24 protein-coding genes are annotated in these 22,757 nt (G+C 65.2%); 6 read left to right on the plus strand and 18 right to left on the minus strand.

Going from position 1 to position 22,757, the window contains the following annotated elements:
• Positions 1-2: 2 nt before the first annotated feature.
• From VPH46_RS05770 to VPH46_RS05810, 9 genes are all read right to left on the minus strand, one after another.
• A complete protein-coding gene (locus VPH46_RS05770) occupies positions 3-416 on the minus strand; it encodes a hypothetical protein (protein WP_004212881.1) in 414 nt (137 codons plus the stop codon).
• A 47-nt stretch (positions 417-463) separates the two neighbouring features.
• Positions 464-841, minus strand: coding sequence for a hypothetical protein (locus VPH46_RS05775; protein WP_004212880.1), 378 nt, complete (start codon positions 839-841; stop codon positions 464-466).
• On the minus strand, positions 838-1,326 hold the full coding sequence (locus VPH46_RS05780; protein WP_004212879.1) for an SRPBCC domain-containing protein: 489 nt from the start codon (positions 1,324-1,326) through the stop codon (positions 838-840). Before VPH46_RS05780 ends, VPH46_RS05775 begins: the two co-directional genes overlap by 4 nt.
• 53 nt (positions 1,327-1,379) lie before the next feature.
• Positions 1,380-4,625, minus strand: coding sequence for an efflux RND transporter permease subunit (locus VPH46_RS05785; protein WP_004212878.1), 3,246 nt, complete (start codon positions 4,623-4,625; stop codon positions 1,380-1,382).
• A 3-nt stretch (positions 4,626-4,628) separates the two neighbouring features.
• A complete protein-coding gene (locus VPH46_RS05790; protein WP_004212877.1) occupies positions 4,629-5,807 on the minus strand; it encodes an efflux RND transporter periplasmic adaptor subunit in 1,179 nt (392 codons plus the stop codon).
• Positions 5,807-7,084 (minus strand): TolC family protein, encoded by a 1,278-nt coding sequence (locus tag VPH46_RS05795; RefSeq protein ID WP_004212875.1) that lies wholly within the window; start codon positions 7,082-7,084, stop codon positions 5,807-5,809. The genes VPH46_RS05790 and VPH46_RS05795 overlap by 1 nt, the downstream gene beginning before the upstream one ends.
• 60 nt (positions 7,085-7,144) lie before the next feature.
• Positions 7,145-7,441 (minus strand): hypothetical protein, encoded by a 297-nt coding sequence (locus tag VPH46_RS05800; RefSeq protein ID WP_007406840.1) that lies wholly within the window; start codon positions 7,439-7,441, stop codon positions 7,145-7,147.
• A 73-nt stretch (positions 7,442-7,514) separates the two neighbouring features.
• Positions 7,515-9,482: a cytochrome c/FTR1 family iron permease gene (locus VPH46_RS05805; protein ID WP_020486673.1), complete on the minus strand. Its 1,968-nt coding sequence runs from the start codon at positions 9,480-9,482 to the stop codon at positions 7,515-7,517.
• Positions 9,482-10,108, minus strand: coding sequence for a cation transporter (locus VPH46_RS05810; RefSeq protein WP_004212870.1), 627 nt, complete (start codon positions 10,106-10,108; stop codon positions 9,482-9,484). Before VPH46_RS05810 ends, VPH46_RS05805 begins: the two co-directional genes overlap by 1 nt.
• Before the next feature lie 75 nt (positions 10,109-10,183).
• Between VPH46_RS05810 and VPH46_RS05815 the strand changes: the two genes are divergently transcribed.
• Positions 10,184-10,603, plus strand: a complete 420-nt coding sequence (locus VPH46_RS05815) for a MerR family transcriptional regulator (protein ID WP_007406847.1) — start codon at positions 10,184-10,186, stop codon at positions 10,601-10,603.
• On the opposite strand, the gene VPH46_RS05820 is transcribed toward VPH46_RS05815, so the two are convergent.
• The 3 genes from VPH46_RS05820 to VPH46_RS05830 all read right to left on the minus strand — a co-directional run bounded on the left by VPH46_RS05820 (position 10,597) and on the right by VPH46_RS05830 (position 12,699).
• Complete coding sequence (locus VPH46_RS05820; RefSeq protein WP_081609172.1) at positions 10,597-11,799, minus strand: aspartyl protease family protein; 1,203 nt, start codon at positions 11,797-11,799, stop codon at positions 10,597-10,599. The genes VPH46_RS05815 and VPH46_RS05820 overlap by 7 nt on opposite strands.
• Before the next feature lie 262 nt (positions 11,800-12,061).
• Positions 12,062-12,283, minus strand: a complete 222-nt coding sequence (locus VPH46_RS05825; RefSeq protein WP_081609171.1) for a GDCCVxC domain-containing (seleno)protein — start codon at positions 12,281-12,283, stop codon at positions 12,062-12,064.
• Complete coding sequence (locus tag VPH46_RS05830; protein WP_017980799.1) at positions 12,283-12,699, minus strand: mercuric transporter MerT family protein; 417 nt, start codon at positions 12,697-12,699, stop codon at positions 12,283-12,285. Before VPH46_RS05830 ends, VPH46_RS05825 begins: the two co-directional genes overlap by 1 nt.
• Before the next feature lie 62 nt (positions 12,700-12,761).
• Between VPH46_RS05830 and VPH46_RS05835 the strand changes: the two genes are divergently transcribed.
• The gene (locus tag VPH46_RS05835) at positions 12,762-13,178 is read left to right on the plus strand and encodes a MerR family transcriptional regulator (RefSeq protein WP_017980798.1); all 417 of its coding nucleotides are present in this window, start codon (positions 12,762-12,764) and stop codon (positions 13,176-13,178) included.
• 73 nt (positions 13,179-13,251) lie between these two features.
• On the opposite strand, the gene VPH46_RS05840 is transcribed toward VPH46_RS05835, so the two are convergent.
• Positions 13,252-14,499: a cytochrome P450 gene (locus tag VPH46_RS05840; RefSeq protein ID WP_017980797.1), complete on the minus strand. Its 1,248-nt coding sequence runs from the start codon at positions 14,497-14,499 to the stop codon at positions 13,252-13,254.
• A gap of 212 nt (positions 14,500-14,711) precedes the next feature.
• Here VPH46_RS05840 and VPH46_RS05845 point away from each other — a divergent pair, with 212 nt between their 5' ends.
• Positions 14,712-15,233, plus strand: coding sequence for a DUF6118 family protein (locus VPH46_RS05845; RefSeq protein ID WP_017980796.1), 522 nt, complete (start codon positions 14,712-14,714; stop codon positions 15,231-15,233).
• Positions 15,234-15,285: 52 nt separating this feature from the next.
• On the opposite strand, the gene cueR is transcribed toward VPH46_RS05845, so the two are convergent.
• Positions 15,286-15,669 carry a Cu(I)-responsive transcriptional regulator gene (gene cueR / locus VPH46_RS05850; RefSeq protein WP_017980795.1) on the minus strand — a complete coding sequence of 128 codons (384 nt, stop codon included), beginning with the start codon at positions 15,667-15,669 and terminating at the stop codon, positions 15,286-15,288.
• Positions 15,666-18,023: a heavy metal translocating P-type ATPase gene (locus VPH46_RS05855; RefSeq protein WP_380870750.1), complete on the minus strand. Its 2,358-nt coding sequence runs from the start codon at positions 18,021-18,023 to the stop codon at positions 15,666-15,668. The genes cueR and VPH46_RS05855 overlap by 4 nt, the downstream gene beginning before the upstream one ends.
• Before the next feature lie 331 nt (positions 18,024-18,354).
• Here VPH46_RS05855 and VPH46_RS05860 point away from each other — a divergent pair, with 331 nt between their 5' ends.
• The 3 genes from VPH46_RS05860 to VPH46_RS05870 all read left to right on the plus strand — a co-directional run bounded on the left by VPH46_RS05860 (position 18,355) and on the right by VPH46_RS05870 (position 21,039).
• Positions 18,355-19,668: a hypothetical protein gene (locus VPH46_RS05860; RefSeq protein ID WP_017980793.1), complete on the plus strand. Its 1,314-nt coding sequence runs from the start codon at positions 18,355-18,357 to the stop codon at positions 19,666-19,668.
• Between the two features lie 70 nt (positions 19,669-19,738).
• On the plus strand, positions 19,739-20,617 hold the full coding sequence (locus VPH46_RS05865; RefSeq protein WP_017980792.1) for a DUF4396 domain-containing protein: 879 nt from the start codon (positions 19,739-19,741) through the stop codon (positions 20,615-20,617).
• An 89-nt stretch (positions 20,618-20,706) separates the two neighbouring features.
• On the plus strand, positions 20,707-21,039 hold the full coding sequence (locus VPH46_RS05870) for a four-helix bundle copper-binding protein (protein ID WP_017980791.1): 333 nt from the start codon (positions 20,707-20,709) through the stop codon (positions 21,037-21,039).
• Between the two features lie 45 nt (positions 21,040-21,084).
• Here the strand turns inward: VPH46_RS05870 and VPH46_RS05875 are convergent, their stop codons facing one another.
• From VPH46_RS05875 to copC, 3 genes are read right to left on the minus strand one after another with little or no spacing between them, the layout of a single operon-like run.
• Positions 21,085-21,354, minus strand: coding sequence for a flagellar biosynthetic protein FliQ (locus VPH46_RS05875; RefSeq protein WP_017980790.1), 270 nt, complete (start codon positions 21,352-21,354; stop codon positions 21,085-21,087).
• A gap of 52 nt (positions 21,355-21,406) precedes the next feature.
• Positions 21,407-22,333, minus strand: a complete 927-nt coding sequence (gene copD, locus VPH46_RS05880; protein WP_017980789.1) for a copper homeostasis membrane protein CopD — start codon at positions 22,331-22,333, stop codon at positions 21,407-21,409.
• A 4-nt stretch (positions 22,334-22,337) separates the two neighbouring features.
• On the minus strand, positions 22,338-22,706 hold the full coding sequence (gene copC / locus VPH46_RS05885; RefSeq protein ID WP_020486671.1) for a copper homeostasis periplasmic binding protein CopC: 369 nt from the start codon (positions 22,704-22,706) through the stop codon (positions 22,338-22,340).
• Between the last annotated feature and the right edge of the window lie 51 nt (positions 22,707-22,757).

The raw sequence follows: 22,757 nt of genomic DNA on the forward strand, positions 1-22,757 counted from the left end.
TCCTAGGACTCCTCCGGGGTTCGGTGGCAGACGCGGATCTTCCCGCGTCGCGTGAACGCGATCGATCCGCCCGCCACGACAGCCCGCGAATGGTCGCCGCGAAACTCGTCACCGGTTCGCTGCGCGCGCAGGATCTCGGTCCTGCCCTTCGGCAGCCAGGTGACGGCCATTTTCAAGCCGTCATCGATGAAGTCGACATCGGCGCGTGTGCCGTCGTCGCAGTACATGATGCGCTGCGCGATTAGTTTCGACGTCAGATGCTTTTCATGCGCCGGCTCGGTAGGCTGGGTCGGCGCTGGATTACACGCCCCTATAACCGCCCCGGAGACGAGAACGACGCCGAGGCGCGCGATCGCCAGACCGGCCCGATTCAGGCCGCACAAGGTTGTCACATTTGAAATCGACGTGTCAGACATCGGTCTCTTCCGACGAAGCGCCCTGTGGCGTTCGAAGGCAGGGCAGTTCATCGCGTGCCTTCCCGCTCGCAGATCCGGGTACGGCCATCGCCTTCCACGATGGTGAGCTGCGACCCCTTGAAGGTCGCGGTGGCTGTTTCGCCGACATATTGCAGGCCCTGCGCTGGCGCGGTCAGCATCATCGGCGGTCCCCCGTTGGAGCGCCGCAAATCGATCTGCAGGCCGTTGTCCTTGTAATCGACGAACAGCGGTTCCCCGTCGGAACAGCGATATCTATGCCGCCCCATTTCCCCGGTCGCCACGGCGCTGTCGGACGAATGGATCTGCTGCTCCGTTGGCGGGGCTGGCGGCTTTCTTTCCGAGCACGCCGCGAGCCCGACAACGAGGATGACGGCGGGCAGCACCCGCTTACAGTGCATCATCATCGCGCCTTCCTCCTGTAGCGGAAGGGGACGCGCTGACGATTGATAGCCCGGGCAGGCTGACCTACCCGCCAGCGGAGATAGGTTGCGAGGCGATCGTCAGATTCGACCATCAGGGATCGCAGGCGGCGCAACATCATCGCCGCGAACGGCAGGGAGAGCGCCCCGCGCAGCGTGCAGCTATGCGTTAGCCTGGTGCCGCCATCGTCCCCCGCCAGCTCGTACCGCTCTTCGAGCGTGAACAGATAGGGGATGCCGCAGGACCAAGCGAAGGCGTGCGGTTTATCGAATCGATCAATCCGTGCTGGCGTCCGAATTGGCCGGGTGATGCCCTGGATCGCAAAGGTGCATTCTGTGTCGCCGAGCCGGGACGGATCATCGAGAAATACGAGCGGACTCCACGCCCGGCGATGATCCGGATCGGTGAGTGCCGACCAGATGCGCAGTGGCCCGCCGTGAAGCATCGAGCTGGTTATGGTGCGAGGCATATCCCCATCTCCCAGAGATGGGCGGGGCGATCGCGGATCGCCCCGCCCATCCATCAGGCCAAGTTGTTCACGAAGGTCTGACCGTGGTCGTCCCCTTCATGCTCCTCATTGTAGTGCTCGGGTTTCTCGATCACTTTCTGCCCGAACCGGGCATAGAGTGTCGGCAGCACGAACAGCGTAAGAAGCGTCGCCGAGATCAGACCGCCGATGACGACCGTCGCCAAAGGCTTTTGAACCTCTGCGCCGGCGCCTTCGCCCAGCGCCATCGGCACGAAGCCGAGGCTGGCGACTAGCGCGGTCATGATGACGGGTCGCAGACGCTGCATCGCGCCAACATGCGCGGCTTCCTCGCGGCTCATCCCTGATCGGATCAGATCTTGGATCGAGCTGACCATGACGAGGCCGTTGAGGACCGCGATGCCCGAGAGGGCGATGAAGCCCACTGCCGCCGAGATCGAGAAGTCCATGCCCCGCAGGAACAGCAACAGGACGCCGCCCACCAGCGCGAAAGGCACGCCGGTGAACACGATCGCGGCGTCGCGGACCGATCCCAACGCCCCGTAGAGGAGCAGCAGGATCAAGATGAAGCAAGCCGGAATGACCAGCTTCAGCCGTTCGCTTGCCGATTGGAGGTTCTCGAACTGGCCGCCCCATTCGAGATAGGTGCCGGCAGGCAGCCGGAGTTGGCTGCCGATCGCCGCCTGCGCATCCGCCACGACGGATCCGACGTCGCGGCCACGCACGTTGGCTTGCACCACCACGCGCCGCTTGCCGTTCTCGCGGCTGATCTGGTTCGGACCATCGACCACCTTGATCTCGGCGACGCTGGACAGCGGTACATAGCCGCCGCCTGCCACCGGCACCTGCACCTGTTGGAGCAGGCCGATGTCGGCACGCTGCGCCTCCGACAGGCGGATCACCACGGGGAAGCGACGGTCGCCCTCGAAGATCTGGCCCGATGTTCGCCCGCCGATCGTCGCAGTCACGGTGTCCTGCACATCCTGAGCCGTAACGCCCAACCGCGCCATCGCGTCGCGGTTGACGCGAATGTCGAGCATGGGAAGACCGGTCGTCTGCTCCACCTTCACGTCCGCTGCGCCTTGCGTTCTGCGCAGCACCGCCGCGATTTGCTCGGCCGTCCGGTTCATCTGGTTGAAGTCGTCCCCGAACACCTTCACCGCGATGTCGCCGCGCACGCCGGCGATCAGCTCGTTGAAGCGCATCTGGATGGGCTGGGTGATCTCGTAGGCATTTCCCGGAATCTTCGCGAGATTACCCTCGATCCGGCTGACCAGCTCCTCCTTGGGAAGCTCAGGATCCGGCCAATCCTTGCGCGGCTTCAGGATGACGAACATGTCGGTCGCGTTCGGCGGCATCGGGTCGGCCGCCAGCTCGGCGGTGCCCGTCTTGGAATAGACGAATTGCACCTCCGGCTGCTTCGACATCATCCGCTCGATCGGCACCTGCATCGCCTGGCTCTGCTGGACCGACGTTGCCGGAATGCGGAGCGACTGGATCAGCAAATCGCCTTCGTCGAGCTGCGGCAGGAACACCGAGCCGAGCGTAGTGAAAGCAAGCGCCGCCACCACAAGGCTTCCCACACCCGCACCGATCGTCAGCGTCGGGCGCTTCATGGCCCGGTCGAGACCGGGTTCGTAGCGCTTCTTCAGCCACGTGATGATGCGGCCGTCCTTCTCCTCGACCTTCTTCGACAGCCAGATCGCAATCATCGCCGGCACGAAGGTGAGAGAGAGGATGAAGGCGAAGGCGAGCGCGATGATGACGGTCAGCGCCATCGGTCCGAACGTTTTACCCTCCACGCCGGTCAGCGTGAGCAGCGGTACGTAGACGAGGATGATGATTGCCTGCCCGTACACAGAGGGACGGATCATCTCACGCGCAGCGGCTGCCACGGTCGCGAGCCGTTCCTTGACGCTGAGCAATCGGCCTTCATGATGCTGTTGCTCGGCAAGCCGGCGCAGCGCGTTTTCGACAATGATGACGGCGCCGTCGACGATCAGACCGAAGTCCAAAGCCCCAAGGCTCATCAGATTGGCCGAGACCCCAGCGCGCAGCATACCAAAGCCTGTCAGCATCATGGTGATCGGGATGACCAACGCCGCGATCAGGGCCGCACGGAAGTTGCCGAGCAGCAGGAAGAGCACGACGATGACCAGCACCGCGCCTTCGGACAGGTTTTTCGCGACCGTCTTGATCGTCGAATTGACCAGCTCGGTGCGGTTCAGCACCGGCTGAATTACGACGTCAGGAGGCAGCGAAGCGTTGATCGTCTTCAGTTTCTCAGCGACCGCGGTCGACACGATGCGGCTGTTCTCGCCGATCCGCATGATCGCCGTGCCGACGACGACTTCGGTACCGTTCTCCGATGCCGAACCCATGCGGATCGCCTGACCCGTCTTCACAGTCGCAACTTGTTCGACCGTGATCGGCACGCCGTTACGTGTCGCGATCACGGTCCTGGCCAACTCGCTGGCATTGCGAACGAGCGCATCCGAGCGAACAGCCAGACCTTCGCCATTGCGATTGACGAAGCCACCGCCGACGCTGGTGTTATTGCGCTCCAGCGCATTTCCCAGGTCCGTCAGCGTGATGCCGAGCGAGGCCAGCTTCTGCACGTCGGGCACGACGAGGAACTGCTTGGCGTAACCGCCAATCGAGTCGACACCGGCGAGGCCCGGTGTGGTCTTCAGAAGCGGCGTCACGATCCAGTCCTGCGCGGTGCGCAGGTAGGTCGCCTTGTCCTCTTCGGTCGTCAGTCGCTCGCCCTCTGGCGTGATGTAGCTGCCATCGGGCTGTTGGCCCGGTTCACCGGGCTTGTGCTTGTCGTCCTCGCGATGATCGAGACGAACGGTGTACATGTACACCTCGCCCAGGCCTGTCGCGATCGGACCCATTTCAGGGTTCACGCCGTCGGGCAGATTCTCTTGCACGCCCCGCAGACGCTCGCCCACCTGCTGGCGGGCGAAATAGATGTCCGTCGCGTCCGAAAAGACCGCCGTGATCTGCGCGAAGCCGTTGCGGCTCAACGAGCGCGTATATTCCAGGCCGGGGGTGCCGGCGAGCGCGGTTTCGATTGGAAACGACACCTGCTTCTCGACCAGCTCGGGCGAGAGGGCAGGCGCGCGGACGTTGATCTGGACCTGATTGTTGGTGATGTCCGGCACCGCGTCGATCGGTAGCCGGTAGAGGGAAAAGGCGCCGATGGCGGCGACGATGACGGTGAGGAGCAGGACTAGCCAGCGCTTCTCGACCGCCCAGGTTACGATACGGGCGATCATGGCTTAATCCTCGTGGCTCGCTTCGCCCTTGCCGATCTCGGCCTTGAGCGTGAAACTTCCGGTGGTGGCGATCTGTTCGTTGCCGGTCAGGCCCGACCGGACGATCACCGTGTCGCCCGACGCATCGCCGAGCTGGACCGGGGTCGCCTTGAAGCCGGTGGGCGTGCGCACGAACACGACCGACTTGCCCTCGAAACTCTGGACCGCCGTCGTCGGCACGCGGACCGCCCCGCTCCCGCCGCTGCCCGTGAGCTGCACGGCTGCCGTCACAGGCTCGCCGACCCGCCATTCGCCACCGCGATTGTCGAGGGTGGCGAGCGCAGGCACGAGCCGCGTCTGCGGATCAAGCGCCGGCGACACGAAGGTCACGCGGGCGGTCGCCTGACGGCCTGCCGCCTTCACCAGCACCGTATTGCCGGGACGCACCCGGCCCGCATCCTCGGGCTTGAGATTAAGCGCGATCGACACCTGGCTCAGGTTGGCGATGCGATAGAGTTCGGCATCCGCCGCGACCGTTTGTCCCAGCGTCACGGGGCGCGCAATGATCTGGCCCGAGATCGGCGCGGCAATGCCGAGCCGGTTGAGCCCGCCGCCGCCGACACCCGCCGCCGAAACCATGCTCTGCGCCTGCGTCAGGGCGATCCGCGCCTCCGTCGCCGCTGTGCGGGCGGCGATCAGATCCTGTTCAGGGGAGACTCTCTGCGCGAACAGCCGCTGTTCGCGCGCGAGGTTCGAATTAGCGAGCTGAAGCCGCGCCCGCGCCGCCTCGACCTCGCCCTTGATCTGCGCCGCCTCGCGGCTTTCGATGACCGCAATGGTCTGGCCGCGTCCGACCGATTGGCCGAGGTTACGGGTGAGCGCGACCACGCGTCCCGCAATTGCGGCCGAGACGACCTGCGTTCCCTGTGGGTCGCCCTCGATGATCGCGGGCAGCTCGATCGTCCCGGCCCCGCCGATGATCGGCCGTCCGACCTGGACGCCCGCTGTGGCGATCTGGTCGGCACCCAATGTGACGACGCCTTCACCGGCATGACCGCCTTCAGCACCGCCCTTTTCCGTGCCCGCTGCCGTCTCATTGGCAGCTGCGCCTTCGGCAGTTGCCTCGTTTCCGCCATCCTTGCCGCCGCAGGCAGCCAAGAGCAGGGCGAGCGACGCCGCGCCCGCGAGATAAAAGCTCTTCATCACTGATTCCCCCCATTGGGCGCACGAGCGGTCAGTCGCTCCACTTGCGCGCGGGCATTCTGGTAATTGGCAAGCGCGTCGATCGCGGCGACCCGCGTTTCGGCGAGCGTGCGTTCAGCATCGAGCAATTCGAGCTGGCCGAACTTGCCCTCGCGATAGCCGATCCGCGCGATGCGGGCGGCCTCCTGTGCAGCCGCCAGCGCCGGCCCCGACGCCGCACGAGCCGTCGTTGCGGCATTGGCCGCCTGCGCCTGCGCGTCCGTGATCGCCTGTTCGATGTCGAGCGCGGTCACGCGGCGCTGCGCATCCGCCTGGGTCCGCTGCGCGGTCGCCTGCGCAATCGCGGCGCGACCATTGTTGAACACCGGGATCGGGATCGACACGCTGAACACCGCCGCCATGTCGTTGGTCGCTTCCAGGCGGCGGATCGACGGCCCGACGTTCAGGTCAGGCACGCGATTGGCGCGCGCGAGCCGCACGCCGGCTTCGGCAATGGAGAAATCCGCGTTGGCTGCCGCCAGCGCGAGTGTGCCGGTCGTGTTGACCGGTGCCAACGGCCCATAGACGTTCACACCGGGAAGGCGATCGAGCAGCGTGTCATCGAGCAGGCCGTCGATCGGCCGTCCGATCCGACGCGCCAGATTGGCGCGGGCCGCCTCGGCCAAGCGAAGCTGCCGCTCCACATTGGCGTCGGCATTGATACGCGCGACATCCGCGCGCTGTTGCTCGAGTGGCGATGCCCGCCCTGCCTGCACGCGAACGCTCGCGGCCCGCAGCGCATCGCTGGCGATCCGGGCCTGATCGCGGGCTGTCATTACCCGGCGATCGGCCGCGACCGCTTCGACATAGAGCTGCGTTACCTGAAGCCGGACATCCGCCGCGATGATCGCGGCCTGGATCTCGGCCCGGGACAATTGCGCATTGGCGACCGCGACGCGGGCGCCGCGCTTGCCGCCTAGCTCGATCGGGATCGCAAAGCCGACCGTGGTTTCCGCGCTGCGGACCCCCCGATACGGCCCGGAGCCGATGACATTCTCGACTTGGCCTTGAACCACCGGATTGGGCCGCAAGCCGGCGACTGTGCGACCTGCACGGGCCGCGTCGATTCCAGCTGTCGCCGCTTCCGCAGCAGGGGCCGAACCGCCCGCTGCACTGACCGCTTGGTCAAGCGTGTAGACCGGCGCATCCTGCGCAACAGGCGCGGACGGTCCGACCTGCGCCTGCGCCATCGTGGCGCAAGACGCTGCGGCCAGCATGGCCGCGAGGATACGATTCATGAAAATAGGACTCCTGACGATGATCGACAGGGGCGCGCCAACGCACGCCCAAATCGGACGTCAGGCTTGGGGGGGCCTCAAATGGACCATGCCGGTGCGGCCGTCGAGCGACGCAGAGGCGGAGATTGTCGGCTTGGGCACTGTGAGGACGGGGGTATATTCCATCGTCGTGCGCGCAGGCGCGCCGACGTCGTGTCCGTGACAATAATTGTGATGATGCGGGACATTCTTGTCCGAGTCCGATGGCACCTGATCGATGTCACCGGCGGTATGGACCGTGAACTCAACGCCCGCGATGCTTCCCCCCGCCAGATCGGCGGCATGGGCCATGCCGGAGAAGCTGGTCAGGACCAGCATCAGGCATGTCAGGAAAGGCAAAAAGGCTCGCACTAGCTTGCCTCTATCACGGAAGGGTTTTCATGTCATTGCACTAATTCGAACCAAGGGTCACTGAGCCGGAACCCGAGCGGGATCGGTCGCGCCCGTTCCAGGCGAACCCGACCGCAATGGCGACCGCCATCAGGAGTTGCGCCAGCACCGATTGCCAAGTGGGAAACACGCCGAGCATCGACAGCCGTGGCACGTCCGCGAGCGGTGCGATGTTGATAAGGCCGGCTTCCTGGAGCGCGGCGACGCCTTTACCCGCCAGCACGACGGTCAGGACCGCCATGAGCCAGGAGCTATAGCGGAAGAACTGCGCGATCGGCAGCTTGCGACTGTAGCGAAGCATGGCCCAAGCGATCAGGCTGAGCAGTCCAATCGCCGACCCGGCCCCCGCGAGAAGCATCCCGTTGTCACCTTGCGCCGAAAGCGCGGCATAGAACAGGATCGTCTCGAAGACCTCGCGATAAACTACGACGAACGCCAGCCCGAACAGGAACCAGCCCGACCCGCCCGAGAGCGCCCGCGACATCTTCTCGCGAATATAGCGCTGCCACTGATCGGCCTGCGCCTTGCCGTGCATCCAAATCCCGACCGAGAGCAGCACGACCGCGGCGAACAGCGAGCCAAACCCTTCCGTCAGCTCCCGGCTCGCACCGCTGATCCCGATCGCATAGGTGGCGACCGCCCAGGTGATCCCGCCCGCGATGATCGCGCTGACCCAGCCGCCATGCACGTACCGCAGCGCCTCGCCGCGCTCGGCTTTACGCAGGAACGCGATCATGGCGACGACGATGAGCAGGGCTTCGAGCCCTTCACGCAGCAGGATCGTGAACGCGCCCAGGAACGTGGACGCCTCGGTGGCGGCATCGGGCGCGAGCGCCGCTTCTGCATCATCGAAAAAGCCGCCCAGCACCGTGACCTTCTCCGCGAGATCATCGGGCGATGCGCCCCGGTCGATCGCGGCGCGGAACTCCCCCATGGCGCCCTCGATTCGGCCCATCAGCGTCGCGTCGCGCGCGGTGAGCGTTGGTTCGATCGGCTCGAACCCATCGAGATAGGCTGACAGCGCCAGCTCTTTTGCCATCCGCGCATCGCCACGCCGGGCAGCGGCCACGCTTTCGGCGAGTTTGGCGCGGGCGACCGCGAGCGAGCCGGGAGCCTGTTGCATCACCTGTTCAGGGTGGCGACGCAGGAACGCGAGCACGGCGTCAGCCTTGGCGTCGCCGATCGCCGCGCCGAGCGCGGCCGGGGTGAGTGCGACCAGGGTTTTCAGGTCCGGGATGCGACGGCGAAGGGTCGGATCGGATTTCCACAGCCGCTCGCCTTCGCGCGCCTGCGCGTCCGTGAAGGCGAAGCTCCCGGCTCGGAATGCTACCGCCCAGCGCTGATCGTTCGGCAGATCGGCGAAGCTCTGCATCGCCGTCCCGTCGATGCCCTGCGTCACCACCTGATAGAGCGCGAAGACGCTGCGCTGGCGCGCACGTTCGGCATCGGTAAAGGCGATCGGGGGTGTCGCGAGCTTGGCGGCGTCGGGGCCACGGCCGTTGCCCGTCATGCCGTGACAGGACGCGCAGGATTGTTGGAACAGGGCATGGCCGGAGACGAGGTTCGGAGCCTTATCGGGCGCGAGCGGCACCGGGTAGGCGCGCAGCAGATCGGCCGCGAGCCCGTGCGCCAGTGTTGCCACCTGTTCAGTCGATCCCTTTTCCGCGATTACCGCTTGGAGGTTGGCGGCCCGCTGAATGAGGGCTTGGCGCTCCGGCTTCGCCGGCAGGCCTTGAAGCCGTGTCGAGACCGACGCGGCAAACTCATTCATTTCGGCGTATTCCGACGCGCTCTTGATCCGACCGTTCGCGACCGCGCCTCCATAATCGACGGCCATATAGTCGAGCAGCCGCCATGCGGTTTGCACGTCGCCGGGTTCGGCGAATGCCGCAGCAGGGATCAGCAGCGCAGCGAGCGCGGCGAGCAGCCGCAGCGAGAGCATTGCCCGGATCAAGGTGAGCAGACGCACTACCGCTCTCCCAGTTCGCGCCGAGCGCCAGTGACGATTTCATAAGCGGAGTGGAGGAACAGGAGGGCGATGAGGCCGGCGACGGCGAGGTCCGGCCAGGCGCTTCCTGTCCACGCCACCAGACCGGCCGCGGCGATCACCGCGACATTGGCGAGCGCGTCGTTGCGGCTGAACAGCCAGATCGCGCGAACATTGGCGTCCCCTTCCCGGAAACGCGCAAGCACCAAGGCGGACACGACATTGATCGCGAGCGCGACAACGCCGATTGTGCCCATCAGTTCGGCATCCGGCGCGGTTGCGTTCAGGGCGCGCCAAATCGCGAAACCGATTACGCCCACGCCAAGCGCACCGAGAAACAACCCCTGCGTCAGCGCGACCTTTGCCCTCGCCCGTGCGGACCAGGCAAGCGCGAGAAGACCGATAAGGCTGATCGACCCGTCCCCGAGAAAATCGAGGGAATCCGCTTTCAGCGCTTGGCTATCGGCGATGAACCCGCCGAACAGCTCGGCGACTCCGAAGCCGAGGTTGAGCACCACGACGGTCAGCAGCGCACGGCGATAGGCCGGATCGGTTTGCGCGCGCGCGGGCTCCCCGTGGCACCCGCAGCTTTCGGTAGAAGCATTCATGCGGCCTTCCTTACCACCTCCAGTCGCTGTAGAAGCAAGCGAAATGTGCGACACGTTCGCATTAGCAAGGATGGCATGATGAAGCCGGTGATGATTGGGCAGCTCGCCAGCGAGACGTCGACAAAAGTGACGACGATCCGGTTTTATGAGTCGATCGGGTTGCTGCGCTCCGCCCCGCGCACGGCGTCGGGCCGTAGAACCTATGATGCCAGCGACATCGAGCGTTTGCACTTCATCCGCAACGGTCGCCGGCTCGGCTTTTCGGTCGACGAAATACGATCGTTGATGGGGCTGGCGCAGAACCCGGACCAGGATTGTGGTGCCGCCTCAGCTATCGCTGCTCAGCACCTCAAGGATGTTGAGGAGAGGCTGGCGCAACTCGCGGTGTTGCGGGATGAGTTGGCAATGCTCAGCCAGAGCTGCACCAAGGCGCGCATGGCCGATTGTCGGATCATGAAGGCGATCGGCAAAGGCCACCCTCAAGCCGATCAGTAATAGTCGGCTAGCCTGAGGTCGCGCACATCACCCGAGGCTATCGTCAGCTTTACGAGGGTGCCAGCAGGCCGGGAGCGCACTTGCCAGAGCTCCCCACGCGTATAGTTCGCATCGATCGAATGGCCGTTCACCGCCACGATCCGGTCGCCAACCGCCCAGCCAGCCTTTTCCGCGGGACTGTTCGCCGCCACATGAACGACGGTGAGCGCCGTTGGTGAGGCTGCGAGGCCAAGGCCGCTACGGTCCTTCAGCATCGGCAGGCGACGACGAGGACCGAGTGGCCGGAGCCACACGAATCCGGCGGTCACGTCGAACACCACGTCGAATTGAGCGATCAGCGGTAGGCCGACATTGCCAACCGTGCTGGTGGAGAGCCAAGCTCTCATCCCGAGTGTGGGGACGTTCGAGACGCCAAGCCCTTCAATGTTGATGTTCTGGGTTGTGAAAGCATCGTTGACCCGCACGCCATCGACGCCGCCGATCGCCGCGGTCGAGACGAGCTTCCCGTTCAACAGCCCTTGATCGCGGGCATAGGCCGACGAGAGCATCAGCGCGGCCGAGCTGCCAAGATCGATCATCAAGGGCACGGGAGACAGGCCCTCGACGGAGGCCCGGATGAACAGCTCCTGCTTGGCACCGCGTCCGAGCGCGACAGCGCGCCAGTCGGGGCCGGCGAGAAACGTGCCTGACTTGACGACCGCCATACGCCTGTTCGCGAAATCGAGCGCGATGCAGCTGCCCGTGAACATATCGGCACCGAGGAGAACGTCGATCGGTCGTCCGAAGGCCGCCGACACTGAACTCAGATCACCAACAACGGCAAAGGGTAAGCGACGGGTTTCGCGGGCGAGCTGTACGTCGATGTCGCGGACCAGCAGCACCGGGGCCTTGGCGCTCAGCCCGCTAATCATGCGCCGCTCACCATTGTTCAAGCCGAGCTTCGTCGCGAGCGCCGTGCTCATGATCGACGCGCCGCTGCCACTGTCGAGCACCGCCCGCGCCGGCACTCCGCGCACTTGTGCCGAAACAAGGAGGGTATCACCCGTGCCGACTTCCAGCGGCTCCCATTCGAGGTGAGCCGCGCCGAAGTTCCACGAGGCCGCAGACCGGGAAGTCTGTCGCGCGAGCGTTGGAGAACCGAGCACCAAGCCGGTTCCACAGGCCACCAGCCGCGCCACTAATGAGCGTCGAGACATACCGATTGCTTCAACACGGGCCGTCAAAAAGCCACCTCCAGCCCCCCGTCCGCAGGAGAGCAAATTGCGGTTACATGCTCTAGCAACTGGAGGAGCAAGGGTTTTTGAAGCGCCCGAAATGCTATCCTGTTCAAATGCCCTCTCGAAAATGAGCAGTTGAGGCAGGTCAGGAACCGGTCGAATAAGACCGAAGTAGGCAATTTCGCTTGCGCGACCTTGGCGAGCAGGACCCCAGTTCACGAAGAAACGTGAAGCTATCGCCTCACCCGCAGCAGCCCGCCACAGTCCCGTTTGCTTTCGCTTCCTGGATCGGAGGGCATGGGACATCGCCAAATGAGCAGAACACGCAGCAGTCGCCAGCCAGGGGCCGCAGCACCACCGCGCAATGCCGGCAATCATAGAAGAATTGGCAGGCGTTGGTGGGCATCCTTTCGGTGGCCACCCCGCCGCATTTGGGACAGGTCAGGGTTGAGGTGAGCTGCATCAGGAAAGCGCGTTCATCAGCGGCGCTTCTAGGAGGTCCCAGGCGAACGCGATAAGCGTCAGAACCGTTCCGATCGCGAGCAGGATAGGTGTCGCGCGCGAGGGCAGCGGCATTGTGCAGGACCGGTCCCCAGCACAGGACCTCCGCCGCTGCGCGTAGGCCCACCACCCAGCAGCCAAGCCGATGAGGGAGGTCGCCGTTAGCGGCCACCGTAGTGGTATCAGCGCGGCGAAGTTGCTGGACAGGCCCGCCCCCAGGCCGAGCGCCGCGAGTGCGAGGGGCAGGACGCAGCATGACGCCGCAGCTAGAACAGCGGCTAAGCTCGCAAGCGCGCCGAGGGCGGATAGCCCCGTGTCGGCGCGACGTCGTGACGTTGGTGCGCCTAGGGGTTCACGCGGGATGGTCTCTTGGTTCATCTATCGCCTCTAGCGGGTTAGCCCGTTATGCATCCTGTAGTGACTACAGGAGCAAGCAATATATGCGCGTTGAGGAAAGCATCACGATCGGCGAGCTGTCTCGCCGGACTGGCGTGAATATCGAGACGATCCGGTACTTCGAGCGCGTTGGTGTTCTCGCAACGCCACCCCGCACAAGCGGCGGGCGGCGGGTATATGGGACCGGTCACGTCCGCGCACTTGGGTTCGTCCGTCGCGCGCGCGAACTCGGCTTCTCCCCGGCCGAGGTGCGCGCGATCCTGTCTCTTGGCGGTTCTGCGCAGGCGTCATGCAGTGAGGTCCGCGAGATCGCGGCTCACCATCTAGAGCGTGTGCGCGCTAAGATGGAGGATCTGGCGCAACTAGAAAGCCTGCTGGCTGCGACCATCGACCGTTGCGAAGGCGACGGGGCGGCGAGGTGCGCCGTGATCGACTTGCTGAACCAACATTCGACTGCGTAGATGTCGCATCGCACCCCGTACTCGCGCAAACGGTCGATAACGGAGCCGATCACCATCACCACGGCACGCGGCCCTAGCCACCTATGTGGACGTTGCGCATCACGAAGCCGCTTTTCGGAAGCGCTGGCAGCCTGGCGAAATCGATGCTCAGGTCTTGGTCCGGTACGTCATAGCGCATCGCGTTGACGAGGAGGTGTGCCGCCACCTTCATGATCGCGAGGACGATCCATTCGCCGGGACAGCGATGGCCGAGATAGTGATCGCCGCCGCCCTGCGGAATGAAGTTGAAGGAGTCTTCGTCCCAAGCCCTGAAACGCTCAGGGCGAAACTCCTGGGGGTCGGCCCAGGTCGCTGCGTCGTGATTGCTCCCATAAAGGTCTAGCACCACTTGACGCCCTTCCGGAAAGGCCATCCCCTCCCACTCGAAATCTTGGCTCGCGCGCGCCACCACAGCGGGAAAGAAGGGATAGAATCGGCGGACCTCTTGGACGAAGAGCTCGGCATAGTCCGGCTGCTGAACCAAGGCCGCCCTGATCCCTGAACAGGTTTGCAGCGCGTGGGCGACGAAGGTGATGTACACTGCGATCGCGACGGTCGGGCGAAGGACATTTACCAGTTCGACCGCTGCGACGTGCGGCGAAAGAAGATCGTCGTGCCGGTCGCGATGCCAGGCTATCGCGTAAGCCGCGGTCCCCGAGCCCGAGCCGATGCTCCCGGCCCGAATGCCTTCAATGATCCGCTTCGCCCATGCGTCGACGCGACGACGGGCCAGCCGTGACCAAAGATGCCTTGGGCTCGCCGAGCCGGCGGCGTCGAACAGCGCCCGCAGCTCGCCCGCGCGGTTGCCGGCTTCATCGTCCGGAAGAGGAACTCCCGCCCAAGCGCATACCGCTCGCGTCAGCGGCTCATGCAACTCGTCATAGAAGACGATCTCTCCTTTGCGCGTCCAGCCCGGCACCGCCCTGCGCCACTCGGCCTCGAACAATTGCGCCAGCGCCCGCACGCGCTCTGGTGTCATCAGGCCCATGAACATCTGCTTGCGGTGCCGATGGGTCTCGCCGTCCAGACCCTGAACGCCGCCTTGGCCCAGCAGTGTCTTCTGAATAGCGACCGGCATGGCACCTTCGCGCTCGAAGCGGGTCGTATCGTAGAAGATTTCGGCGGCCTTGGCCCCCTTAAGGCAGTTGGTCTTTTTCAGCAGGAAACGGGATTCAAAAGCGTTTGCGCCTAGGCGCTGGCACTGCCTGGAGATGAACCGATAGGGATCGGCGAGGAGAGAAAGGGTTTCGTCCGGGCCTTTCGTGTGTGGTGTCTTAGGCATGACCGGTCCGGTGATTGTTGGGTCTCCTTTGATTAACTCGGAGGAATATCACGGGTTGCAGGCTCACGACAGGTGACGAACGAGGACGATCAGGGCGGAGCAGGCGCGGCCGAGGCGTTCGAGGCCATGCGCGGCGAGCTGGCGCTGCGCCGTGGAGGGCTTGGCGGCCGAGCGCGGCGATCGACATACCCGACCATACCGAGACGCTTGGCGTGCTCCAGCAGAACGTGAACACGGCAGGCGAGAACGTCGCGCGCATCGGCCAATTCCTGAAAGCGGCCCCGGCGCTGGCGATGACGCCGGAGCAGATGGCGCAGCGCATCGCCGCGGCGGGCAGCGCCGCCCGGCGCGAGGATCAGGCGGCGCTCGCCAAGGCGGGCGAGGACAAGGCCCGCATCATGGCCGATCTTCGCGCCATCGCCGGGTCCGCATGGACACGCGCCGACCAGAAGAATCGGCAGCTATGGTTTGCCCTGGGTGGGGTGGCGGCCGGCATCCTCGCATGGGCGATCGTGCCGGGCCTGGTCGCGCGCGAGATCGCACCGGCGAGCTGGCAATGGCCCGAGCGCATGGCGGCGCGGACGCTCGACTTGCCCCGCTGGGAAGCCGGGCAGCGTATGATCCAGAGCGCCAGTCCCACCGCGTTCCGCGCCATCGTCGGGGCCGACAGGATCGTGACGGCCAACCGCGCGGCGATCGAGGGGTGCGGCAAAGCCGCAGCGCGAAACGCGTGAAACGGTGCGACGCACGATCACGCTCAAGTGGAGTAAAAGTTAGCCGCGCAAGTTATTCAGCCAAGCGTTCGATGATCGGACAATCAGGCCGATCATCGCCATGACAGGCTTGGGCGAGCCCGGTAAGCGAGCGGCGCATGGCGTCCAAGACGCGGACCTTGCGGCCCAGTTCGGCAGCGCGGGCTTCCGCCAGCGTCTTCACTTCCGCGCTCGACCGATCGCGATCCGACCACAGCCCCAGCAGCGTGCGGATTTCCTCGATCGGGAACCCCAGGTCGCGCGCGTTGGCGATAAATCGCAGCCGATGAACGTCAGCGTCGGCGTAGTCCCGGTAGTTCCCGCGCCGTGGCGGCGCGGGCACCAAACCAATCTTTTCATAGTGGCGGATCATGCGTTGGGAGACGCCGCTGGCGTCCGACGCCGCTCCGATGTTCACAGCTTTACCGCGTTGAGCCGCAGTGCGTTCAGGACCACGGTGAAGGACGAGAGCGCCATCGCTGCACCGGCCAGCATCGGCGACAGCAGGATACCGGCAACCGGGTAAAGCACGCCGGCCGCAACCGGCACGCCGATTCCGTTGAACAAGAACGAGAAGAACAGGTTTTGGCGGATATTTCGCATCGTCGCGCGAGCGAGCTTGCGGGCGCGCACGATCGCCGAGAGATCGCCGCGCGTGAGCGTCATGCCGGCGCTTTCGATCGCCACGTCTGTTCCCGTTCCCATCGCCAAGCCGACATCCGCGGCGGCGAGCGCCGGGGCGTCGTTGATCCCATCGCCCGCCATTGCGACCCTTGCGCCGCTCGCTTTCAGCTCGCCGATGATACGCGCCTTGTCTTCCGGCAGCAGATCGGCGCGCACGTCATCAAGACCGCCCACGGCGCGCGCGACAGCATCGGCCGTCCCACGATTGTCGCCGGTGAGCATGACGACCCGCAGGCCCTCCTTGCGAAGCGCGGCAATAGCGTCGCGCGCCGATGCGCGCACCGGATCGGCGACTGCGAGCAGACCGGCGAGCGCCCCGTCGATCGCGACGAGGATGATGCCCGCGCCTTCGCCACGGTGACGATCGGCCGCGGCGTCGACCGGCTTGAGATCAGCGCCGATCCGGCTCATTTGCACCGCATTGCCAATCACGACCGAGCGGCCGCCCACCGTGGCGCTGACACCCAGCCCGGTTTGCGAGGCAAAGTCCGCGACTGTGCCGAGCTGCAATCCTCGTTCTTTGGCGGCAACGACGATTGCGTGCGCGAGCGGATGTTCGGATTGGCCTTCGACGGCCGCGGCAAGCGCGAGCATGTCGTTCTCTCCGACCGCGCTGACCGTCTCGACCGCGATCAGCTTGGGCTTGCCTTCCGTGAGCGTACCCGTCTTGTCGATGACAAGGGTATCGACCTTTTCCAGCCCCTGTAAGGCTTCCGCGTTCTTCACCAGCACGCCGGCCTGAGCGCCGCGTCCCGTGCCGACCATGATCGACATGGGCGTGACGAGCCCGAGCGCGCACGGGCAGGCGATCACCAGCACTGCGATGGCGTTAAGCAGGGCATGGCCCATGCGCGGCTCAGGGCCGACCAGCGACCAAGTGATGAAGGTCGCAATCGAGATCAGCACGACGAGCGGCACGAACCATCCTGAAACCCGATCGGCGACCGCCTGTATCGGGGCGCGGCTTCGCTGCGCTTCCGCGACCATGCGGACGATACGCGCGAGCATCGTGTCCGAACCAACCGCGCGGGCTTCCATCACCAGGCTGCCCGTCCCGTTGACGGTGCCCCCGGTAACGATCGCCTCGACTTCCTTGAGGACCGGCGCGGGTTCGCCGGTGAGCATGGCTTCGTCGACCGACGAACGACCCTCGACCACGACGCCATCGACCGGGATGGCTTCACCGGGGCGGACCCGCAGCCGGTCACCGGTTGCCACGTCGGCAAGCCCGACTTCTTCTTCAGAACCGTCAGGCTGCAAGCGTCGCGCCGTCTTGGGGGCGAGATCCATGAGAGCGCGGATCGCGCGCCCTGTCGCCGCCCTAGCGCGCAGTTCGAGCACTTGCCCGAGCAGCACCAGTGTCACCACGACGCCAGCCGCCTCGTAATAGACGGGAACCATGCTCCCATGCGTGCGGAAGGTCGCTGGGAAGATGCCCGGCGCGAGCGTCGCGACCACGCTATAGAGGAAGGCGGCACCTACGCCGATCGCGATCAGTGTGAACATATTGAGATGGCGGGTACGAAGCGATGTCCACCCCCGCTCGAAAAACGGCCAGCCCGCCCACAGCACGATCGGCGCGGTGAGTGCGAGCTGGACCCAAGGCGAGGCCGCAGGGCTAACCACATGCAGGCCTAACATTTCCGCGAACATCGAGACGACGAGCAGCGGGATCGTGAGCGCGCCCGCCACCCACAGTCGGCGCGTGAAGTCGACCAGCTCAGGGTTGGGAGTATCGTCGAGCGACGGTTCTTCGGGTTCGAGCGCCATGCCGCAGATTGGGCAAGTTCCCGGCCCTTCCTGGCGAATTTGCGGGTGCATCGGGCACGTCCACATCGCCCCCGGCGTCGCCATCGGCTCCGGTTTCGGCTTATCGCTCAGATAGGCGTCAGGATTGGCGACAAACTTGCTCCGGCACCCTGCGCTACAGAAATGATAGGCATGACCAGCGTGCTCGGCATGGTGTGTCGTTTTTGCGGGATCGACCGTCATGCCGCACACCGCGTCGATCACTGCTGCTGCGGCATCGTTGTCCTTACTGCCCGAGCAGCAGCCGCCCGCTTCGGTGTGATGATGTTCGTGCTCGATCTTTGCGGGAGCGGCCGAGCCGCCCCCGCAACAGGATGAGGGCGTGGAGACCGATTCAGGCGCAGGCTTCGAACAGCCGCAACCCCCGGCTTGGGAATGGGAATGAGGGTCGTTCATGGCAAGACTCCTTCGACCCGAGAGCATGTAGGGTATGACACCGTGTTAGGGTCAAGGCCCTGTCGGCACCGCTGGCGTGTATGTTGAATCTACGCGCGGGAGCGGCGTTGCCCTCATATTGCGGGGGCCAGCTCTACACCCTCGACGCCATAAGGGCCGCAGCTTAGGTCTATTACTAGCTCGCCAAACGCGGGCCGGGGGCAATCGGGGACATATGGCAGCGCAGATCGACAGTCTTTCTACTGGCACCGACCATGACGGCCTGGTGCGCCGCTTAATTGCCCGCTGGCGTGACGATCAGGGCGCGACCTATCGGAGCTGGTTTCTTTGGGACGAGCGGTTGAAGAACTTCCGATCAATCCGGCGCGGCATCACCCAGGTTGTCGGCGAGATCGAGCGCGGCACGTTCGGCGTCGCCTACCGCGGATCGTCGCTCGAAACCGTCGTCCATTCCGTCGCCGAGCAGCGGCAAATCTTCAAGGGCGCGGACCATGCGTTCCTCTGGAAGCCGAAGCTCCGCATCCCCGACATTTACGAGAGCCCCGACAATCAGCGCGCGTTCGGCCGCTTGCTCGACGCCTGTTCCTGTTGCGACACGGCCGAGGAGATCATCAGCCATATCCACGCGATCGACCGTTTGAAGATCAAGGGGCTGGGTCCGGCGGTCGCCAACCTCCTCTACTTCCTTCACCCGACGCTGGTGCCGCCCTTCAACACCGCAATCGTTAAGGGCTACAACGCGCTGACGGGGGCGAATGTGAAGCTCGGGAGCTGGGAGCATTTTCTGGCGATGCGGACCGGCATCCTCGATCTCAACGACCGCTTCCGCGAGCTGCTATCGAATGATTTAGGCGCGATCGGCGGTCTGTTGTTCGACATCGGCTCCGATCGCTATCCGGCTCCGCCCCTCGACGTGAGCGGCGCGACGCTGGCGAGCTGGGGGCAGCGGCTTGAGGCGGCGCGTGAGGAAGCGCGCACGCTCAGCAAGGCCGCTCAGCGCGAGGGCGAGAACGAGCGCACCCATACCGAAATCCAGGCATGGCTTCGCGATCTAGGGTTGGCGCTCGGCTATGACGTATGGATCGCCGCGAACGACCGCAGCCGCGCCTTCGACGGATCACCCTTGGGCGCAGGATGCCTTGAGCGCCTGCCCGACACGATCGCGACGTCGAAGGGCGCTGACTCGATCCGGCTGATCGACGTGCTGTGGCTTGAGAAGGCCGGCGATCATGTCGCCGCGGCGTTCGAGGTGGAGCATTCGACCTCGATCTATTCGGGCATCGTCAGGATGCTCGACCTGGCCTTGAGCGGTGGCGACCTTCACGCGACCGCGGGGCTGTTCCTTGTCGCGCCCGACGCGCGCGAGACGGACGTTCGCGCGCAGTTGCAGCGGCCCGCGTTCAGCCGCGTAGCCGACCTCGACATATCCTACCTGCCCTATGGCGAGCTGGAGAAGAACCGGGAGGCCATCGCGCGGTTCGGATCGGGACTGAAAGCGATCAAGGCCGTTTCCAGCAAGCTCGCCTAGCCCGCTCCGCGCAAGGGATGATCCGGAGAGCCGCGTATCCTCTAGCATGTAGAGGAGTGCTGCCGTGACGATGCCATCCCCGGCCCCCTGGCTCGACGCCGTGCTGATCGGGTGGTTCGTGCTGACCGCCCTTTCGGTCGCTTACGTCGCGTGGGATGCCTTCACCCGCAACCCCGAGCTGCGCGTGATGAAATGGGGGTGGCTGTTGGTCACGCTCTATGGTGGCCCGATCATGGCCGCGGCCTATGTCCTGTCCTGCCAGGAGCCGGCGAACGAGCGGCACGAGGATTTCGTTCGACCGCTCTGGAAGCAGGCGTTCGGCTCGGCCATCCATTGCATGGCGGGCGATGCAACCGGCGTCATCGCCGCAGCCGCGATCACCACGGCGCTCGGCCTGCCGATGTGGCAGGACGTGATCGCGGAATATGTGTTCGGCTTCGCGTTCGGACTGCTGATTTTCCAGGCGCTTTTCATGCGCGACATGGCGGGCGGTTCCTATTGGGGCGCGCTTCGCATGTCGTTCATCCCCGAATGGCTGTCGATGAATGCCGTCATGGCCGGCATGATCCCGACGATGGTGGTGTTGATGAGCCGCGACATGGCCGCGATGCACGCCAGCTCGCTCCGCTTTTGGGGCGTCATGTCGCTGGCGACACTCGTCGGGTTCGCAGTCGCCTATCCGATCAACCTTTGGCTGGTTGGCGTGCGCTTGAAGCACGGCATGGGCACGGTGCGCGCGCTGGGGCATGGCGGACACGAAGTCGGCGCGGACCGGCAATCGGCCACGCCGATGCCGGACATGGGACACGACGCAATGGCAGGGATGAGCGGCATGGCGGCCGGCGCGCGCGTGACCGGACCTCAGATCGCCGCGATGACAGTGTTGACGCTCATCATGCTTGGCGCGGGCATCATCGTTGCGACGCTGTTCGGTCGGTGGGCCATGTAACTTGCCGCGAACGACGGAGATCGCGGCAAGGGGTGATCGCGCGGCGCGCGTATCTAGGAACAGGCGGGGGCTCATACGGAGATAATGCGATGCACCAGATCGACCCCGGCATGAAGGCGTGCATGGACGCCTGCCACGAATGCCATGTGACCTGTCTTCACATGGCGATGAACCATTGCCTCGAAATGGGCGGCCAGCACGCCGCGCCCGAGCATATGAAGATCATGGCCGACTGCGCGCAAATTTGCGCGGTTGCGATCGACTTCATGGCGCGCAAGTCCGCCCACCATCAGCATATCTGCCGCGAGTGTGCCGAGATCTGCCGGGCTTGCGCAGCGAGCTGCGAGGCCCTGGGCGGCATGGAGGATTGCGTGGCAGCGTGCCGGAAGTGCGCCGATTCCTGCGATCGGATGGCGGCATAGCGGGGCTTGCGCGGGCGGTCGCCCGCCCGCGCAGCTATCTGCATATCAACGGCCCATGCTCGCGATCACAGCGAACAGCTCGGCCGTGAACTTGGTCAGGAGCTCGGTCGCTGCGCTCCCGAAAATCACCAAACATACGCCTAGCGCGATCAGCTTAGGCACGAAGCTCAGCGTCTGTTCGCTAATCGACGTCGCCGCCTGGATGATGCTGATTATCAGCCCGACGATCATCATCGGCACGAGCAGCACCACGCAGATCAGGCCGGCCACGGCCAGCATCCTCCCCGTCTCGTCGAGCAGGATCGACTGATCCATCAGGCGCGGCCCCGTGAACGGCCGGGGACCGCGAGGGCTCCCCGGCCGCGCATCACATCGCCGATGCAGGCGGCGCGAGCGTCCCGAGCCAGGCGATCAGCCCGAGAACCGCGATGACACAGGCGGTTTCGATCGCCAGACTTGTCCGCAGCGCGCCGAGGGCGCCCTTGTGATCGTCCGCTGCGATCGACCGCTCGAATGCCGGCGTGAGCCGGAAGCGGTTGAGCGAGGCGAGCCCTAGCATGGCGACGAACAGCGCCAGCTTTGCGATCAGGAGCTGACCATAGAGCGTCGCAGGAAGCGTGGCGAGGTTGCCGATCCCGACCAGCATCCAGCCGTTGACCAGGCCGGTGACGAGGATCGTGCCGACCACAACCGTCCCGATCGCGCCGAACCCGTGCAGCGCGCGGTGCGTCAGCCCCAGATGCGCCGCGTCTACGCGCGCCGCGGGTCGGGAGACGAGCAGGAGCAGCCCCAGTAGTGCGCCAACCCAAGCGCCCGAGGCGATCAGATGGAGAATGTCGACGATGAGGTGGACCCAGCCCATCACGGCTTCGTCCATCGCGCCGTGTCCGGTCCACGCCAGCGTTGCGAGTGCCACGGCCGAGCAGAGCGCGACGATGCTCAGCCAGATGCCGCGCCCGCCCGCGACCAGCGCTGCCAGCGCCGCGAGGGCCACCATGACCATTCGCAGCTTCCATGCTGCTCCGATCGCAGAGCCGGTGAGCAGCGCGCCGACTGCTTCACGGTCGATCGGCCAGGCCGGCGTTCCGGCCATTGAGGAGGCCATCAGCACGACCCAGGCGCCTGAAAACAACAGGCTCAGGCCAGCGCTGGCGATGAACCAGGGACGCAGCGCGAGCGCGTCGCCGCGCTCGCGCGCCCGCAGCCCATAAAGGCTGAATGCGGCAAGGCCGAACAGCGCAGCCAGCGTCACGTAGAGCGCGAAGCGGACGCCGATAAGCGACCAGTCCCCCATCGCCTCACTTCACCGCGAAGACGTAGGTTCCTGCGACCTTGTGGGTGTCGGTCGAGACGACATTCCACGCGACGCTATACCGACCCGATGGGAGCGGCGATTTCGGGGTGATGACGAGGGTCCGGCCATCGGACGAGAGCGCGGAGGCGCTGGCCATCTTCATGGCTGCCATGCCGGGCATCGCTGCCATCGTGAGATCGGCCTTGGAGAAGGCTGGCATCAGCTTCTCGCTGAAATGAAGTTCGATACGAGCGGGCTTCGCGACCGTCGCATTGGCGGCCGGCGATGCCGACACCAGCTTAGGATGGGCGTTCGCCGTTCCGGCGAACATGACGAGAGCGGCAGCAGCAGTCAGAACGGATAGGCGGCGCATAGGGGGCCTTTCGACAGGAGGGTTCCTGTCCTTCATTACGCGCCCCGATCG

Origin of the sequence: Sphingomonas sp. MJ1 (PH-R8) (genome assembly GCF_048058635.1) — a bacterium.
Classification (GTDB): domain Bacteria; phylum Pseudomonadota; class Alphaproteobacteria; order Sphingomonadales; family Sphingomonadaceae; genus Sphingomonas.